This is a genomic window from uncultured Shewanella sp., from assembly GCF_947495455.1.
GTDB lineage: Bacteria > Pseudomonadota > Gammaproteobacteria > Enterobacterales > Shewanellaceae > Shewanella.
The window spans coordinates 23053-40986 of the sequence record NZ_CANLZC010000016.1 but is presented as its reverse complement, the minus strand read 5'-3'; the positions used below and the strand labels follow the sequence as shown (position 1 = coordinate 40986).

The 17934-nt window shown below is 40.1% G+C and carries 17 protein-coding genes; 9 read left to right on the top strand and 8 right to left on the bottom strand.

Annotated elements, in window-relative coordinates; translation table 11 throughout:
- Positions 1-61 precede the first annotated feature (61 nt).
- Positions 62-1486, top strand: a complete 1425-nt coding sequence (locus tag Q0791_RS06860; RefSeq protein ID WP_299004111.1) for a PLP-dependent aminotransferase family protein — start codon at positions 62-64, stop codon at positions 1484-1486.
- Positions 1487-1498: 12 nt separating this feature from the next.
- Here the strand turns inward: Q0791_RS06860 and Q0791_RS06855 are convergent, their stop codons facing one another.
- Positions 1499-2047 carry a TlpA disulfide reductase family protein gene (locus Q0791_RS06855; RefSeq protein ID WP_299004109.1) on the bottom strand — a complete coding sequence of 183 codons (549 nt, stop codon included), beginning with the start codon at positions 2045-2047 and terminating at the stop codon, positions 1499-1501.
- Positions 2048-2282: 235 nt separating this feature from the next.
- On the opposite strand from Q0791_RS06855, the gene Q0791_RS06850 reads away from it, so the two are divergent.
- Together Q0791_RS06850 and Q0791_RS06845 are read left to right on the top strand one after the other, a co-directional pair.
- Entirely contained in the window at positions 2283-2681 is a 399-nt protein-coding gene (locus tag Q0791_RS06850; protein ID WP_299004107.1) for a DUF4019 domain-containing protein, read from the top strand.
- A 146-nt stretch (positions 2682-2827) separates the two neighbouring features.
- On the top strand, positions 2828-3346 hold the full coding sequence (locus Q0791_RS06845; protein ID WP_299004105.1) for a DUF2726 domain-containing protein: 519 nt from the start codon (positions 2828-2830) through the stop codon (positions 3344-3346).
- Here the strand turns inward: Q0791_RS06845 and Q0791_RS06840 are convergent.
- Together Q0791_RS06840 and Q0791_RS06835 are read right to left on the bottom strand one after the other, a co-directional pair.
- Positions 3343-3852, bottom strand: a complete 510-nt coding sequence (locus Q0791_RS06840; protein WP_299004103.1) for a hypothetical protein — start codon at positions 3850-3852, stop codon at positions 3343-3345. The genes Q0791_RS06845 and Q0791_RS06840 overlap by 4 nt on opposite strands.
- A gap of 260 nt (positions 3853-4112) precedes the next feature.
- The gene (locus Q0791_RS06835; protein WP_299004101.1) at positions 4113-4460 is read right to left on the bottom strand and encodes a hypothetical protein; all 348 of its coding nucleotides are present in this window, start codon (positions 4458-4460) and stop codon (positions 4113-4115) included.
- A gap of 238 nt (positions 4461-4698) precedes the next feature.
- On the opposite strand from Q0791_RS06835, the gene Q0791_RS06830 reads away from it, so the two are divergent.
- From Q0791_RS06830 to Q0791_RS06815, 4 genes are all read left to right on the top strand, one after another.
- Complete coding sequence (locus tag Q0791_RS06830; RefSeq protein WP_299004099.1) at positions 4699-5952, top strand: MFS transporter; 1254 nt, start codon at positions 4699-4701, stop codon at positions 5950-5952.
- 213 nt (positions 5953-6165) lie between these two features.
- Positions 6166-7488 carry a GntP family permease gene (locus Q0791_RS06825; RefSeq protein ID WP_299004098.1) on the top strand — a complete coding sequence of 441 codons (1323 nt, stop codon included), beginning with the start codon at positions 6166-6168 and terminating at the stop codon, positions 7486-7488.
- 105 nt (positions 7489-7593) lie between these two features.
- On the top strand, positions 7594-8073 hold the full coding sequence (locus Q0791_RS06820) for a DUF2947 domain-containing protein (protein ID WP_299004093.1): 480 nt from the start codon (positions 7594-7596) through the stop codon (positions 8071-8073).
- A 29-nt stretch (positions 8074-8102) separates the two neighbouring features.
- Complete coding sequence (locus Q0791_RS06815; protein ID WP_299004091.1) at positions 8103-8660, top strand: chalcone isomerase family protein; 558 nt, start codon at positions 8103-8105, stop codon at positions 8658-8660.
- 159 nt (positions 8661-8819) lie between these two features.
- Here Q0791_RS06815 and Q0791_RS06810 read toward each other — a convergent pair whose 3' ends face one another.
- The gene (locus Q0791_RS06810) at positions 8820-9704 is read right to left on the bottom strand and encodes a DUF6268 family outer membrane beta-barrel protein (RefSeq protein ID WP_299004090.1); all 885 of its coding nucleotides are present in this window, start codon (positions 9702-9704) and stop codon (positions 8820-8822) included.
- 138 nt (positions 9705-9842) lie between these two features.
- Entirely contained in the window at positions 9843-10469 is a 627-nt protein-coding gene (locus tag Q0791_RS06805) for a TetR/AcrR family transcriptional regulator (RefSeq protein ID WP_299004089.1), read from the bottom strand.
- Between the two features lie 160 nt (positions 10470-10629).
- Here Q0791_RS06805 and Q0791_RS06800 point away from each other — a divergent pair, with 160 nt between their 5' ends.
- Positions 10630-11736, top strand: a complete 1107-nt coding sequence (locus Q0791_RS06800) for an efflux RND transporter periplasmic adaptor subunit (protein ID WP_299004088.1) — start codon at positions 10630-10632, stop codon at positions 11734-11736.
- Positions 11736-14807, top strand: coding sequence for an efflux RND transporter permease subunit (locus tag Q0791_RS06795; protein WP_299004086.1), 3072 nt, complete (start codon positions 11736-11738; stop codon positions 14805-14807). The genes Q0791_RS06800 and Q0791_RS06795 overlap by 1 nt, the downstream gene beginning before the upstream one ends.
- Positions 14808-14891: 84 nt before the next feature.
- On the opposite strand, the gene cydX is transcribed toward Q0791_RS06795, so the two are convergent.
- From cydX to Q0791_RS06780, 3 genes are read right to left on the bottom strand one after another with little or no spacing between them, the layout of a single operon-like run.
- Positions 14892-15014 (bottom strand): cytochrome bd-I oxidase subunit CydX, encoded by a 123-nt coding sequence (gene cydX, locus Q0791_RS06790; RefSeq protein ID WP_298768769.1) that lies wholly within the window; start codon positions 15012-15014, stop codon positions 14892-14894.
- 11 nt (positions 15015-15025) lie between these two features.
- Positions 15026-16165 carry a cytochrome d ubiquinol oxidase subunit II gene (gene cydB / locus Q0791_RS06785; RefSeq protein ID WP_299004085.1) on the bottom strand — a complete coding sequence of 380 codons (1140 nt, stop codon included), beginning with the start codon at positions 16163-16165 and terminating at the stop codon, positions 15026-15028.
- A gap of 13 nt (positions 16166-16178) precedes the next feature.
- On the bottom strand, positions 16179-17735 hold the full coding sequence (locus Q0791_RS06780; RefSeq protein ID WP_299004083.1) for a cytochrome ubiquinol oxidase subunit I: 1557 nt from the start codon (positions 17733-17735) through the stop codon (positions 16179-16181).
- Positions 17736-17934: the final 199 nt, after the last annotated feature.

The following is a 17934-nucleotide window of genomic DNA, read 5'->3' as shown; positions in this document are numbered from 1 at the left end:
TACAATAAAACCCAATACAGTTTTTGATATTGCTTATTTAATGCATTCTAAAGAAAAACCTATGCCAAACTTTAAATACCGTCTGATAGTGAATCATATTATTGATGAAATTGAGCGGGAACAGATAAAAGGTAAACTCATGTCGGTACGAGAACTCGCCAAAATTCGAGGCGTAGGAGTCTCAACCGTAGTGCAAGCCTATTATGAACTCGAAAAACAGGGTTGGATTGAAGCAAGACCAAAAGTCGGTTACTTTGTCATCAATAAAAAATCGATTACACCGCCTAATTACGGTAAAAAAATTAACTATATTCAAGCTGGGCTCAGTTTGAATAAAGCGGTGCAATTTTCATTTAATGACCCCAATATTCTCCCTTTATCTTGCACCGCCCCCAGCAGCGTCATTGACAATGAATTACTCCTTAACCGACTGCATAAAAAAGCCTTGAAACATCGCCCCTATCAATTAATCATGCAAGATCCCATTGAAGGATTGCCTTCCCTTAGACAGGCCATTACTCAGCATTTAGCCAAATCAAACCAAATCTTTAAACCGGAACAAATATTGATTAATAATGGTCGTAGAGATGGTTTAATGACAGCCCTCATCGCAACGCAAACGCTCACAGGCCCTATTGCAATAGAGTCGCCCATGTCCTTTTTCTTTCAATCCATATTGAAACAGATTAACGCCAATGTGATTGAAATTCCCATTCAAGAACGCTATCAAGACGAGCTGAATTTGCTCTCTACAGCGTATCAATTACAGCCCTTTAAAACCTATTTAATCAATCCTAACTTTGCCGATCCTACAGGCAGAGTCTTGTCCAATAAAGATAAGTTAGCGTTAATTCAATGGGCTGAAAAACATGAAGTGACCATTATTGAATACGACAGAGGCGAGCTTCATTTTGGGACTCACAGACCTTGTAGCATCGCCAGCCTTGTCACACCGAATTCTCATTGCCGCATCATCACACTCAGTGACTTTTATGATACTTTGTCACACACTATCAACTTAGGATACTTAATCTGTACCAATACCTTAGACCCGTGTTTATTCGCTAAGCAAATCATCAGCGAAGAGCCCAATCTTTGCCTGCAATATATGATGATTGAATTAATGCAATCCAAACAATTTGCTCAATTAATGCGGCAATTACATACTCGCCTCAAAGCCAATTACACTTCAGCATTAAGCCTACTTTTACCGTCTTTTAATCAAATAAACCGTGCAGACTTTTATTATAGCCAAGTGGCAGGTGGGCCTTGTCTATGGATAAAACTGCCTGATCATTTGAGCAGCGAAACATTATGGGAACAAGCCATTGCAGCCAAACTCTCTATTGCTCCTGGCGCCATGTTTTCATTTAACCAAGATTATCAGTCATTCTTTAGGATCACTTTTGCCCTGCCTTGGGATCGGCAAATGGAGGCAGGGGTTAAGCGTCTTGGTGAATTGATTTTAGCTTATACCCGTGCCTGATCCCTTAACTCATCACCATTGAACAGGGGCTAAAAGTTCCCCCTCTTTCGTTTCGTACTCTAATAATAAGGTTTTAACAATGTGGTTATCCTCATCCAATAAAATAAAACGAGGAATACCCGCATTGGCAAATTGCTTGTATATATTCCTATCCGTATCTGCCACTAACGCAAAGGATAAATGATGGGTCTTAGCAAACTGACGCAAATCCTCAGGGGTTTCCTCACGACCAATACCGATAATGTGAATAGTCTCATCATCAATCAAAGCCGATTCAACTAAGGCTTTCATCGCTCGTTGTGAATCAGTGCACCAAGTGGCGAATAATATCAATAACTTTTTACGGTTAGACTCTGCTAAGTTGATGTGCAGGCCTTCAATGTCGGTAAATTGCATCACAGGAACAATCTGCCCAGCATTCACATAAGTTTGGTACTTAGGCGTTTCAGTATTGTTTAACACTTTCTCCTGCTCCCCTTGGCCATCATGATGACTGCAAGCCGTCACTAACAGTGATACCAGCAAGCCCCCCGCTAATAAAGTGAATTTTATGCTCTGCATGACAAGATCCTTTTCTCATTATTTTTAATCAGTGACTCTCATACCCTATCCCTGTCCATCTACAAAATTAGATTGACATGGAAATGACATGATGCACTAAAAACATAGAATGTCACACTCACTTGCTAAGATTTTTTTAACTTGGTAGTTTAAAGGAGTAAAAAGGAATTTATGTGAATAGCAACATCCGATACGCAATAAATTAAGGTTAAGTTTATTCAAAAAGGAGTTTACTATGACAAAAAAATTAATGGCTGCTCTACTCGTATTATTCTCATCTTTAGCTTGGTCTCAACAATCTACCGAACTGGAACTGGCCAAGCAATGGCTCGCGATTATTGACACTGGTGCCTATGCGCAAAGTTGGCAACAAGCCGATCCTCTGTTTCAAACTCAACTGACACAACAACGTTGGGTAGAGACACTACAAGGCATTCGTGCACCACTGGGCCAAGTCATCTCACGCTCAGAATTCAGCTCAGGAAATTATTCTTCTCTACCAGGGGCTCCTGATGGAGAATATGTCGTTTTACAATATCAAACTCAATTTCAAAACAAAGCCAGCTCAACTGAAATACTCACTTTAAGTAAAAAAAGTGGCAAATGGCTAACCGTTGGATACTTTATTAAATAACAGATCCATTAAATATCAATAAGTGGATAGAAGATGATCCTCATTAAGATTATCTTCTTCTGTTCCCCCCTATGACAGGATTCATTTCATTTAGCCATTCACCTAACATATCAACATCGCTTTCCTCTTCACATAAAGGATAGTTTATGCCAGTGTTAATTAATCACTCCACCTTTCTTTTTCTCAGCGCTATCTTATTCATCTGCCTTATTACGTTAATCATTAAATTATCGTCTTCACCTTCCCTTCAATATAAGCAACATCAAGCACTTTTCTCACCTGCAGAAAATACTTTTTTCAAAATCCTGCTCAGCGCGATTCAAGCTCCTGCTTTCAATGAAAAGTATCTATTATTTGGCAAAGTGCGTATTGCTGATGTACTCACTCCAAGAAACAATTTGAATCGACAACAATGGCAAATTGCTTTTAACAAAATCTCATCGAAACACTTTGACTTTGTATTATGTGATAAACAGACATTAAAAGTGATTGCAGTCATTGAACTGGATGATAAAAGCCACCAGCGAAAAAAAGTACAAGCGCGAGACAAATTGGTTAACAAGGCATGCGCCTCAGCCGATTTGCCTCTTATCCGCTTTACAGCGAAAAAAGGCTACAATATTAATGAGGTAACTAATATCCTCCATTCAACCCTTAGCAGTTAATTATAATCACTGCCAGCTAAGACTCGGTTATCATATTTCCCTTGACTATTAATATCACTTTCATCAAAGGTGGCACACTCAATGCCATATCCCGGCCAAAGCACAAAAGCATCGATAAAGCCTGCTGAAATACTGTATTGTGCATACTCATCAAAATCAGGATCATGATAAGACTTAAAATAATGACTATTGATATAATCTGCCGTGGTATCTAATTTACCTAAGCCAGTAAAACCTTGTACATTTTGCGCATAATTCATCAATGAAACTGGCGTAAATAATAACGAGGGTGTCCATTGAGGCAATGTTGGGTGCCCCCCATTTTCAAAACTGGGTTGCGAGACAACCACACAATAAAAGTAGCTGGGATCGTTAAGCGTCGTATCAGCACTTAACATTAAACGGAACGAAGTCTCAGGCACCGAAGCACTGCTGTTTAAACACCCCACAATAGGAAATGCGGCCATTAATAAGGTTAAAAGTAAAATAGATAAGCTACTTTTCATTATGCTCTCCAAGCTCAATAAATATCATTCAAGCATAGACGAATATAAGCAATGAAACTTTTAGAAGCCTAGGAATTAAAATGATTAACTATGTAGAACAAATTTTCTAAAGGAGAGATCCGCCACTTAAAATGGAAATGGCTTTTCATCGATATAAAGTGAGTAAAACAACATAAAGTAGGATAATTTAACATTACATAAGATGAAATGTCATCTCATCAAAAAAGCGGCAAAAAGATTGCCGCATGCTTTAAAAATAACTACAGCTCACTACAATCATTAGCTGTAATACTGGCTTTAATATCAAAAACACTTTGAGTATTTTGATTCGCTGTATTTCGATCCTTACATGCAAAAAAAGCAGAAAAATCTGTTGTTGAACACGTTTCAAGAGGGTAAGCAAGAGTAAAATCAATTTTAGCCTGAGCTGGATTAGAATTAACTATTGTATTGCAAGCCTGCTGCCAAGATTCGGTTGAACCATTTATTAGAAAATAATCGGCTCTTTCTTGTGATATGACATTCAACTGCTCACTCGTTAATGCAAAAGCAGATGACGACACAATGGACGCAGCAGCTAAGATATTCGCCATTATTAATTTCTTCATATCTCTACACCTAATTAGTCAAAAACAGGCAATAATCTACTTCTTATACTTTGATATAGGCATAGGGTGTTCACCTTAGATAAAAACAGCAACATGGAATTTACAATGGTAGATCCCTACCTAATGATTTTATAAGTAACAAAATGCATCCCTTTGTTGTCAAATATTATGCTAGGTTTTTAATATCGATTATCCATTAAACAACCTAGCAAAAGTCATATTACTTTTAAGGTACCTAATGAAAAACAGAAACTATTTTCGTTATGCGGCATTGGGTACAGTCATTGAATGGTACGATTTTGCACTGTATGGTTTTTTTATTCCTATTTTTGCCGCACTCTTTTTTAAACAACTCGATGACTCAATCGCCATAATGATAGGTTATGGTTTATTTGCTGTTAGTTACTTAGCCAGACCTCTTGGGGCTTATATTTTTGGATTCATTGGCGACAAAAAAGGTAGAAGATATGCTTTATTATTCAGTATCTTACTCATGAGCCTAACCATGTTGACAATAGCCAGTTTACCGACTCAGCAATCATGGGGAAACAGCGCGGCTATTTTGTTGATACTGCTAAGGATTATTCAAGGCATTGCAGCAGGAGGAGAAGGCGGAGGCTCTTTCGTTTATATACTCGAATCCTGTCCTAATAAGAAAAAAGGATTCTATGGCGCACTTATCTGGAGTTTTGTCCTTATTGGTTTACTGTTAGGTTCATGTGTTATCATATTTTTCCAGTGGAGTTTCCCCACCATATACTTTGAACACTCAGGTTGGCGATGGTGCTATTTACTTGGGGGAATACTGGGTATGATTTTCTTTTTAATGCGGTTCAATATGCCTGAGTCCGTCGAGTTTTCTTGTTTACAGAAAAAACCTAATCATCAATGTGCCATTACTTATACAAAAATAAGCCATATTAAAGATATTATTATGCTCATCGGCCTCACCGCTGCGCCTGCAGCTCTGGCCTACTTTACCTTCTTCTATTTTCCACATTATTTAGAAGCCTACTTTCATCAAATTCAATGGCATAAAGCAAGTATCGACGCTTACATGCAAGGCTTTAGTATTCTCACCATGATTATATTTGGCGCACTTTCCGACAAGTTTTCTGCTTATCAATTTTTGCTCGGTTCCAGCTTATTTTTACTTTGCCTCATATTGCCGCTACTGCTTGGGTTATCCCATAACATCAGCTTTGCTAACATCATCTTTGTTTATATTACTCTCTGCTTATTAATCACCAGTTACCAAGGGCCACTGCCCGCTTTAATGGTCAACCTAATTCCTATAGAAAGACGCTACTTAACCATTTCATTAGGGTTTAACATTGGCTTTGCTCTATTTGGAGGGTTAGCGCCATTTTTCAGTGAATATTTAATTCAACACACAAAGTGGCTTTACAGCCCAGCTTGGTATCTGATGTTTGCAGCAATTATCTCACTATTTACTCTCATCCTCTTTAAAGCAAAACTTCAACGTATTTAAAATCATACCCCTATTTTTGGATTGAAAGAAAAATCAGCCAAAAATGCCCATATTATTCTGCCTGCCCTCAGAGGTTATGCCTTACAGTGCCTCACTCAAGCCATATATCAGCATTAGTCTTTAATTGATACTTTGATAATGCAAAAAACTTGCACATCGAGTCTATACCCGTGTAACTTCTGTTAACGACTCAATGCATTAATAAGGACAATAATGACACTCAGTATGATGGGCTTAATTTTAGGGTTAGTATTATTGATAGTATTGACTCTAAAAGGCATGAATATTCTTATTGCAGCACCTTTATGCGCCTTAGTGCTTGCCATTACCAGTCACATTCCCATCATTCCTCCGTTAGCAGACAATAACACGAGTTTAACCGTCAGCTATATGACAGGATTTGCTTCTTTTTTACAAAATTGGTTTATTGTTTTTTTATTAGGTGCAATGTTTGGTAAAGTCATGGAGATCAGTGGTGCAGCTGATAGTCTAGCCCATTGGATTATGCGCACTTTCGGTTCAAAGCATGCACCTTTTGCCATAGTGCTCACCTGCGCCATTTTAACCTATGGCGGTGTCAGTGTTTTTGTGGTGGCTTTTTCCGTTTTTCCAATGGCACTCAGTTTGTTTAAAGATGCCAATTTACCCAGACGATTTATTCCTGCAGCCCTCGCTTTTGGCTCTATTACTTTTACGATGACATCGGCAGGCTCAGTGGAAATTCAAAATTTCCAACCTATGCAGTATTTAGGCACGGATCAATTTGCCGGTTGGCCTGTTAGTCTTGTTGTCGCTTTATTTATGGCATCAACAGGAATGTGGTTATTTCATATCATGATAAAACGTGCCGTAGCCAACGGAGAACGCTTTGATGATAGAGAAAACGACCCAACACCTAAAACATCAAATATGCTACCTCATCCTTTTTTATGCTTTATCCCTTTGATATTAGTGCTTAGTAGTTCATTTTATTGCAGTGTTATCTTAGATTTTGGTCATTCATCATTAATCATCGCTCTATTAACGGGATTGATCAGCGCAGTCATTTTATATTGGAAACGATTCGTCCAATTAGGCAGTGCGCTTTCTCTGGCCACTTATAGTGCTTTAATTGCCATCGCCAATACCTGTGCCGTCGTTGGCTTTGGCAGTGTAGCAAAACTAACCCCCGCTTTTAATGATACGCTTATTCACATGACCTCCTTGCCGGGAAATGGCCTCATTAGTGCCGCTATCGCTATCAGCGTCATCGTCGCATTAACGGGATCGGCATCAGGTGGACAAGCCATTGCTTTACCCTTAATTGCCCCTCATTACCTTGAAGCTGGCGTGGATCCTAATGCATTACATCGTGTTATCGCCATCACATCGGGTGGGCTCGACTCCCTGCCCCATAATGGCTATGTGATCACCACAATTAGAGTCATTTGTGGAGAAACCCATAAAACCGCTTACCTTCCTCTTGGTGCATTAACGGTACTGATCCCATTTATTGGCGCAATATTAGCCATTATCTTATTTATCTTGAGCATGTAAAACATACATCTTGAAATATCACGGGTATAACTTAAGAGAAAGCTTTATAATGAATCACGTCATTATTACCATTGTTGCTCTGCAGAGCGTCATAGAGAGGCCAGCTTGTCCCACACTTATATTCCCTTAACGCAATACACTCGTAAATGGATTTTTAACCACAAAGATCTTCCCGTTAGTAACGAAGATAAAGCACATATCAGGCCACTGGATCAAAAAAGTGCCATGTTAATATGGAATAAATGGATCAGCAATAAAAGCAGTCGCAGTGAGCTGTTCACTAAGGGAGATTGGGCGGCTAAACAAGATACCTGGAAAGAAACCGGCCATTGGCAAAGTGCTTGGGACAGTGACGCGCCCCAATTACCAGAAACACTCGCCCACTTTATCGATTGGTCTGGCGATGCTATAGTTTATTTTTGTTATGATAAATACCAAGCCATTGAAACGACTTGGGAAGTATTTGAACGCAATTGGAAATGCTTTTTATTTTTTGATGACGGCCCTTTGTTGGTATCTCCAAAAAAGAAACAAGCCGTTTTGTTTCATCAAAATGGTCAATATCAAGTTGGACACAGAGGCTAAGGAACAACCTAATTTTTATGAGGCGTTATATGAAAAAACTGTCCACCCTGCTTTTACTGAGTACTTTTTTAATCCCCCATGCTCAAGCAATAGAGGTTGCTGGAGTGACTGTACCTGATAGCTTGACCATAGATAATCAAACCTTAGTGCTCAATGGCGCAGGTGAGCGAAGTAAAATGTTTTTTGATCTTTATGTCGCGAGTCTGTATTTACCCAGCAAATCTCATCAAGCTGCTGACGTCATCAATGCACCTCGCGCTGTCTTAAAACTGAACATTATTTCCAACATGATCACTGCAGAAAAAATGCAAAAAGCCGTTAAAGAAGGCTTTGATACTGCAACAGAGGGTAATACCGCCCCCATTCAGGCTGAAATAGCGCAATTTACCGATGTTTTTTCAGATAAAATAGCCGAGGGAGACCAATTCACTTTTGATACTAGCCCTCATTCTGGTGTCATTGCCTCAAAAAACGGCACTGAAAAAGTTACCATTAAAGATGATGCTTTCAGAAAAGCCTTATTAAATATTTGGCTCGGTGACGATCCCGTTCAATCAAGTTTAAAAAGTGATTTACTGGGTAAATAATCTAATATTTTTAACACTCATTATCCAGAGTTCAGGTTAAATGATGTAGGCTCAAGGAAGAGGCATGCCCGCCATGCCTCATTACTTACTCTATTTCTCATACCAACCTAAGTTCTAATTCTCATTCAATGCACTGACTCTAGGTTATTGTTTCAGCCATTAAAAACTGAACCTTGCTTCTATCGCTGCTCCACCTTGATTATCCATGGTTTCATTCGTGCCTTCAGGATTAAGTTCAAGCTCACCGCTGAAAAAATACCCAGCAAATGCAGAGAGGGTGATTTTTGGCGTCAACTTCCAGCTCGCCCGTAAATGACTCACCCACTCATCGATTTCAGCTGTATTTTCATTATCCCCAATTAAAAAACGATTGGTACGCTTAGATATTCCCAAACCAAACTCCCAATTAGGCATGGCTAAATAACTCAATTCAGCGCCTCCGGGTCCACTAAAACCAACAGAGAAAGGATTTGATAAATACCAAGCATCATTGATTTGCCAACGAAAAGCCAAATAAGGTACTGTTCTTACCTCATCAATATCATTAAGATAAGCCACACCTAAACCAAATAAATGCCCAGATGAAAAACGGTGCATCGCCGACATAACGACACCATAACTTTGCGCATCACTGGCAGAAGCGGTTTCTGCATAAGCATATTGAAGACGCGGAGATAACATAAACACCCAATGTTTATCAGGGCGATAAACGACAGAGACACCCGCCTTAAACCGATTAATATGATCCCAAGCATAATCTGTTGCTTCACCAGAAGGACTCTTCCAGTCATAATCTAAATAATCATAACCAAAATCCGCTCCTATAATCCATTTTTTAGATAAAGGCAATTTAGCCTTAAAATTAGTGATCCATTGATCCCTCTGTAACTCATTGCCGTTATTACCCACATCAGCATTACCGACAACCACTCTAGCGAAACTGAAAGTAAAAGGGGAAAAATCCGCAGAAGGCTTAGCTTGAACGTTGGCTAAAAAAAAGACAGGTATCAACAAAGGTAATTTGGGTACAGAAATAGCGTTCATGTTTCTCCCTAAACACATAATTAATTAATTTATCAGTTCATCCTCACTACTCTATGATGGTAGAATAATAAAGAGTATAAAAATGAACCAATCCTATTTTAAGATAGCAGGATACATACCCATTGAATAGAGTGAAGTTTATATTCGATAAGCTCGAAGAAACATATCCACACTTGATTGAAGGTAGTGTGTTCTTTGTTCGACCAAATCATCAACATTAATACCTAAATCTAGCTTTAAGCGCATTTCACCGAACAGCATTAAACACAAACGAACGGCACAATGCCTAGGTTCATCAAATTGATATATGCCGATACTAGACACTTTTTCAAGATACTCACTGAGTAATGACAAGATACACTCGGGCCCATTTTCAAAAAAAACCTGTGCAATTTCAGGATGCCCATCAGCATGGATCACACAAGTTTGATAAATGGCCAATGCATCATCACTCACCATTAATTGCCCAAATTGCTCGGCAAAATAACTGAGCGTTTTTTCGGGCTGCTTGGGATCAATAAAAATATCACTGTTCAGTTGATAACTATTCGCCTTTGCCGTTATTGAGGACGCAAATAAAGTGTTCTTACAACCAAAATGAGAATAAAGTGTTTGTTTTGACACACCGGCTTTCTTTGCAATTTCATCCATACTGGTATGCACAAAACCTTGATCACAAAATAGCGCATTCGCAGCAGCCAAAATATCGGCGTGTTTTTGCTCACGCTTGGTCAAGTTTTGACTGTTTGATAACGTCAATGCCATCAGTAAATTACTCTCACATGAAAATTTATATTAAATCATAAAGTCAACCTCAGCGTCTACAAGGGCAAAAGTAGACTAGACAGTCTAGTCTAGACTGGTTAAACTACAATCAGAACAAAAAGGATACATAAAAATAACAATCTGATATTGGAATGAATAAATGGATATAAAATCGTTCACCCAATCTGTGGCTATCATGTTAGGATTAAGTAGCTTAGGCTCCTTAAGTGCTTGTCAAAAATCCAACGAGCAACCCAAGATACAGTATCAAACCGTGAGTACGCAAGCACTGATCCCTTCTCCCTCTTATGAACAACCCCAAACATTTTCAGGAATAGTAAAAGCCAGTAATACCACAGCCATCGGCTTTGAACTCGCAGGAAAAATCAAACAGTTAAATGTTGATATTGGTGATAATATTGAAAAAGGACAATTACTGGCTAAACTTGATATTCAATTATTACAAACGGAACAAAACCAACTCAAAGCCAACCTGACACAAAATCAAGCCGATTTAGACTTAGCACTCAGCACGTTAAAACGCAGTTTATCTTTAACACAACAAAATTATATTTCCGAACAACAAATTGATGAACTCAAAGGACAAGTCAATCGACTCAAAGCCGCCAGAACCCAGCTAAATGCCGCTTATGCCGCCAATCAATTAAAAATACAAAAATCCAATATCATTGCCCCCTTTAAGGGCATTATTAGCCAGAAATATCATCATGTTGGAGAAGTCATCTCCACAGGCACTCCCATTTACACCTTAGTGGAATCAAACACACCTCAGGCTTATATCGGCGTGCCTTTAGAGATAGCAAAAACCTTATCTTCACAAAAGTCGATTGATATTCGAGTGGGCAATAAACACTATCAGGCTGTCATTGAAGGGATCTCGGGAGAAATCAACCCTATCACCCGTACCGTTGAATTGAGGTTCTCTCTACCTCCATCTAGCCAAGTTATCAATGGTGAACTCGCCTATTTTACTCATATTCAACCTATCGAAAAACCCGGTTACTGGGTACCCATTAGCGCCTTAAGCGATGGGATTCGAGGGCTGTGGAATATTTACATTCTCACCCCCAATGATAAAAACACCTTTAATGTTGAACGTCGCGATATTGACATTTTATATAGCAATCAAGAGCAAGCTTATATTCAAGGCCCCATTAACGCCAATCAACTTTATATCGATCAAGGCGCACATAAACTCATTCCTGGGCAAAAAGTCTCCATTACTCAACCTGAGGTTAATGAATAATGATCAAAGTGATTATTGAAAATGGCCGCTTTCTCAGCTTGATGATCGCCCTTATCATAGTCGCAGGACTTGGTGCCATCAATAGCCTGCCCAGAATGGAAGATCCGGCCATTACCAATCGATTTTCATCCGTTATCACTTACTATCCAGGCGCTTCTTCTGAACGAGTAGAAGCATTGGTCACTCAAGTGTTAGAAAATCAGCTCAGACGAATAAAAGAACTCAAGCTTATTTACTCAACATCAAAACCTGGCATTTCTGTTATTCAGCTCGAATTAAAAGATGATGTCGTCAATACCGCACCTGTTTGGTCTAGAGCCAGAGATTATATTGCCGACGCCATTCATTTGCTTCCCAAAGAAGCACAAAATACCACCCTTGATGATCAATTAGGTTATGCCAATACCGCGATTTTAGGTTTTTCGTGGCAAAGTAACACGCCCATTCGCATTGATGTATTAAATCGCTATGCAAAAGAATTGGAAAGTCGATTGAGAACATTATCAGGCACTGATTTTGTTAAACTCTATGGTGAGCCCACCGAAGAAATCTTAGTGACGCTACATGCCAGCAAAATCAAGCAGCTACAACTCACTCCAGCTGCCATTGCGTTAATTTTACACAATGCCGATCCCAAAATATCAGCAGGTGAAATTAACAACTCACATTTCAACGCACTAGTAGAAGTTTCAGGGGAACTCGATTCGCTCACAAGAATTAGAAACGTTCCCGTAAAAATGGGCAACAATGGTCACTTAATACGCCTTGAGGATATTGCAGATATTCAACGCCAAGTGAAAACACCTGAAGAAAATATCGCCATAATAGAGCAAGAGCAAGGCATTATGGTCGCCGCAAGAATGCTTGATGATGCCAGTGTGGATACTTGGCTTAAAAATGTTCGCCAAGTCGTCAACGAACTTCAACAAAACATGCCCAGCAATGTCAAAATTGAATGGTTATTCGATCAAGAAAGTTACACCACAGAACGTTTAGGCGGGCTCATAAAAAGTTTACTGTTAGGCTTTATCATTATCCTTGCCGTTTTAATGTTAACCTTAGGCTTGAGAAATGCGCTAATTGTCGCTTTATCCCTTCCTTTAACCGCACTGTTTACCTTAGCTTGCATGAAGTTTATGGGGTTACCTATTCATCAGATGTCAGTCACAGGACTCGTCGTGGCCCTTGGGATCATGGTGGATAATGCCATTGTGATTGTCGATGCGATTGCACAAAGACGCCAAAATGGAATGAGCCGTTATCATGCAGTGAGTGAAACCTTACACCACTTTTGGCGACCTTTAGCCGGCTCGACTATTACAACCATGCTGGCCTTTGCCCCTATTGTCATGATGCCAGGGCCTGCAGGTGAATTTGTGGGTGGAATCGCCATTTCGGTCATGTTTGCTTTACTTGGCTCTTTTGTTATTTCTCATACGATTATTGCCGGACTCGCTGGTCAATTTGGCAGTCAGTCTGACGGATATCGGTGGTATCACCATGGCATAGAGCTTCCTAAAATCAGTCACGTTTTTACGAAAAGTTTACGCTTTGCCCTGTCTCATCCAAAAAGAGCGGCTCTGCTCATCGGCTGTTTGCCTATCTTAGGTTTTATGGCCATGGGAAAAATGACAGAACAATTTTTCCCCCCTTCCGACAGAGATATGTTTCATATTGAAGTGTATTTGGCTTCTCACGCCAGCTTAGCCCATACTCGCCAGTTAATAGAAGAAATGGATTCAAATCTAAGACAGTATGCAGGCATTGATAGAATTGATTGGATGGTTGGCAGTAATACGCCCTCTTTTTACTATAATATGATGCAAAATCAGCACAGTACTAATCATTATGCGCAAGCTATGGTAAAAGTGAAAGATTTCCAAACGGCCAACACCTTGATCCCACAGCTACAACAAACACTGGATAGCGCCTATCCTCAAGCACAAATTCTGGTCAGAAAACTCGAACAAGGCCCACCTTTTAACGCCCCTGTTGAAGTCAGGTTATTTGGCCCTAATTTAGATCAACTAAAAAGTTTAGGGGAACAAGTCAGGCTCATTTTTACTGAAACACAAAATGTCACTCACACCCGTGCCACTCTCAGCGCAGGTTCACCGAAATTGTGGTTACAAATAGATGAAGAAGCGAGTTTAATGACAGGGCTTCATTTAAGTAGCATCGCTAACCAAATTCAAATGGCCACCACAGGCCTCAACGGTGGCAGTATTTTAGAGCAAACAGAATCCTTACCTGTTCGTGTTCGATTAGATGACAATCAACGACAAGAACCAATGAGAATATTCGAACTCAATTTGGTTTCCAGTACCGCATCGGGGATCCCACTCTCAGCCATTTCTGATAGTGAAATAAGAGTCAGCAGAGGCACGATCCCACGCAGAGACGGACAAAGAGTGAATACCATTGAAGCCTATATTGAAAATGGTGTGTTACCGCAAACGGTTTTAAATGCAACTAAAGCAAGACTCGATGCCCTTCCCTTACCTGCTGGCTATCAAATGCAGATAGGGGGAGAAAGCGCTAAACGCGACGAGGCAGTGGGTAATTTACTATCCAATGTCTTGCTCATATTCACCTTATTGTTAACAACCATTGTCTTATCCTTCAATTCATTTAGATTAACTGGAATAATTTTATTAAGTGCAATGCAATCGGCTGGATTAGGGCTGCTTTGCGTGTACCTTTTTAATTACCCTTTTGGATTTACTGTGATCATCGCTTTGCTTGGACTCATGGGGTTGGCGATCAATGCTGCCATTGTCATTATTGCAGAGCTGGAAGTCGATCCGCTTTCGCGTCAAGGAAATAATCACACTATTATTGCACTGGTTAGCAGCTGTGGACGCCACATTGGCTCCACCACCATTACCACAATTGGGGGGTTTTTACCTTTAATCATCGCTGGAGGGGGGTTTTGGCCTCCTTTTGCCATAGCCATCGCTGGCGGCACCTTATTAACCACCTTATTGTCACTGATTTGGGTGCCCGTTATGTACAAGTTGATGATGAAACCGCGACGCCACAATCAAGAGAGCAATCCCGTTAGCGTTTAACACCTCCCGAATAAGAAGTGTCTAGTTGTCTAGTCCTAAAATAAAAAAGCCTCGAATGAACGAGGCTTTTATTTTTAGTTGAACTTATTTATCGATAGGCTCATCGTGCTCTCTATCCATATTCTCACTGCTTTCAAGCCATAACGCATTGATAATACCGAAAGAGCAAGCCAGAAAGAGTCCTAATATCCAAGTAAAATACCACATAACTTGCTCCCTTAATAAAGTGAGGTTGAATTGTTTTCAATATGTTGACGATTTAAACGACCAAACATCTTGTAATAAGTCCAAATGGTATAACACAAAATGATAGGGACAAAAATGGCTGCTGCAATCGTCATAACACCCAAAGTTCTTTCACTGGCTGTTGCATCCCACATGGTTAAACTCACATTAGGATCAAGAGATGAAGGCATCACAAAAGGAAACATTGCAGAACCACAAGTTAAAATCACCATAGCCACAGTTAAGGAGCTAAAGAAAAAGGCAAACCCAGAACGATTTAAGCGACTGGCAATAAACACGAATAAAGGTAATACTAAGCCCGCGATGGGAAACAGTAAAGTCACAGGATAGGTTTGATAATTGTTCAGCCATGCACCCGCTTCAACGGCAACGGTTTTTAACACAGGATTCGAAGGAGCATTGTGATCCATGACAGAAGTGATGACATAACCATCCACTCCATTAACTAAGAGTAAACCCGATAACACAAAGAAAACCAAAACAAAAACAGAAGCAACTTGTGACGCACCTGCCGCACGAACACGTAATTCCCCCTCGGTTTTCATTTGTAACCAACTGGCCCCTTGCATCATAAACATACTCACAGCCACCACACCAGTCAAGAGCGCAAAAGGATTCAGTAACCCAAAAAAGCCGCCATGATATGTGGCACGTAAATACTCGTCAAAATTAAAGGGCACACCTTGAAGTAAATTACCAAAGGCAATACCGATCACAAGTGGAGGAACAAAACCACCTAAAAACAGCAGATAATCCCATGTCTTACGCCACCTTGGGTCTTCTATTTTTGAGCGATAATCAAATCCAACGGGGCGTAGATAGAGGGTAAACAAGACCAACATCATCGCCAAGTAAAAACCTGAAAAAGACACAGCATAAACAGTTGGCCAAGCAGCAAATAACGCCCCAGCACCGGTGATCAACCACACTTGATTACCATCCCAATGCGGTGCAATGGTATTAATCATGATACGACGTTCAGTATCATCTTTACCAATAATAGGCAGTAATGCACCCACGCCCATGTCAAATCCATCTGTCACAGCAAAACCAATGAATAACACACCAATTAATGCCCACCAAATGAATCTTAACGCTTCATAATCAAACATATTCTGCTCCCCGTTAGCCTGCTAGTTTTTCAAAATGATAGCGGCCCGTCTTTAAACTACTGGGACCACGGCGAATAAACTTCGTCATTAAGAACAGCTCGACGACTAACAGCACTGTATAAAACACGGTAATGTAAATAATACTGGTCCAAACATCACTGAGCGTAAGGTTAGACGCTGACATAAAGGTCGGTAAAACTTCAGAAATCGTCCAAGGTTGGCGCCCATACTCAGAGACAAACCAACCACATTGAATCGCAATCCAAGGCAGAGGTAAGCTAAATAAAGCCGCCCGCAATACCCATTTATTTTCTTCAATCTTATGTCGAGTACTTTGCCAAAACGCAGCCGCAAAGACGAATAACATGACAATGCCTAAACCGACCATCACCCTAAACGACCAAAATATTGGCCAAACATGAGGAATAGAATCTTTCGTTGCCGCTTGAATTTGCGCTTCTGTTGCATCAACCACTTTATCGGTATAAGGCTTGAGGAGTAAGCCATAGCCTAAATCCACTTTCGCTTTTTCAAAGTCTGCTTTTAATTGCGGTGAGTCATCACCCGCACGTAGCTTCTCTAGCATGGCATAGGCTTTCATACCATTACGAATACGAGCTTCATGGGCCACTAACAAATCTTTCAATCCTGTCACTTGCTGATCTAATGAACGCGTCGCAATAATCCCCATCACATAAGGAATTTTAACGGCATAATCCGTTTTCATGGTTTCTTGGTTCGGCAATCCCACCACAGTAAAAGAAGCGGGCGCAGGCTCAGTATTCCACTCCGCTTCAATAGAGGCTAATTTCACTTTTTGCACTTCACCGACTTCATAACCTGAGTCATCCCCTAAGACCAGCACGGATAAAATGGCCGCCATACCAAAACTGGCCGCAATGGCAAAAGAGCGGCGTGCAAAAGGCAGATCACGTTTTTTCAAAATATAATAAGAGCTGATGGCCAAAACAAACATCGCCCCTGTCACATAACCTGATGCCACGGTATGCACAAATTTCACTTGCGCAACAGGATTAAATACCACATCCGCAAAGCTGGTCATTTCCATTCGCATGGTTTCATAGTTAAAAATTGAACCAACAGGGTTTTGCATCCAACCATTGGCCACTAAAATCCATAAAGCAGACATATTTGATGCTATGGCTACCAGCCAAGTAATCGCAAGATGCTGCCTTTTACTGAATCTGTCCCAACCAAAGAAAAACATGCCCACTAAAGTCGATTCTAAAAAGAAGGCCATCAAACCTTCAATCGCTAAGGGGGCACCAAAAATATCACCAACATAATGAGAATAGTAAGACCAATTCGTACCAAATTGGAATTCCATCGCTAAGCCCGTCGTGACACCAATAGCAAAGTTAATACCAAATAACTTGCCCCAAAACTTAGTCATGTCTTTATAAATTTGCTTGTTGGTCATCACATACAATGATTCCATAATCGCCAGCAAAAAGGCCAATCCTAGCGTTAATGGGACAAACAGGAAATGGTACATGGCTGTTAACGCAAATTGTAAACGCGAGAGTTCAACCACCTCTTGTACAATCATTAGAGACTCCTTAATTGGTACGACACACCACCATAATTAATCCTTATTAACTATAGCAAAATGTACTTGTTGAGGATCATTAGTTAACCTCATAATTAGGGGTTAACTAACCACCGAATTAGACTTGCGCAGATATTGCGAAAGCCAATACGGCACTAAATACATAAAAGTAAAATTATTAATACTTTTATTACACTAA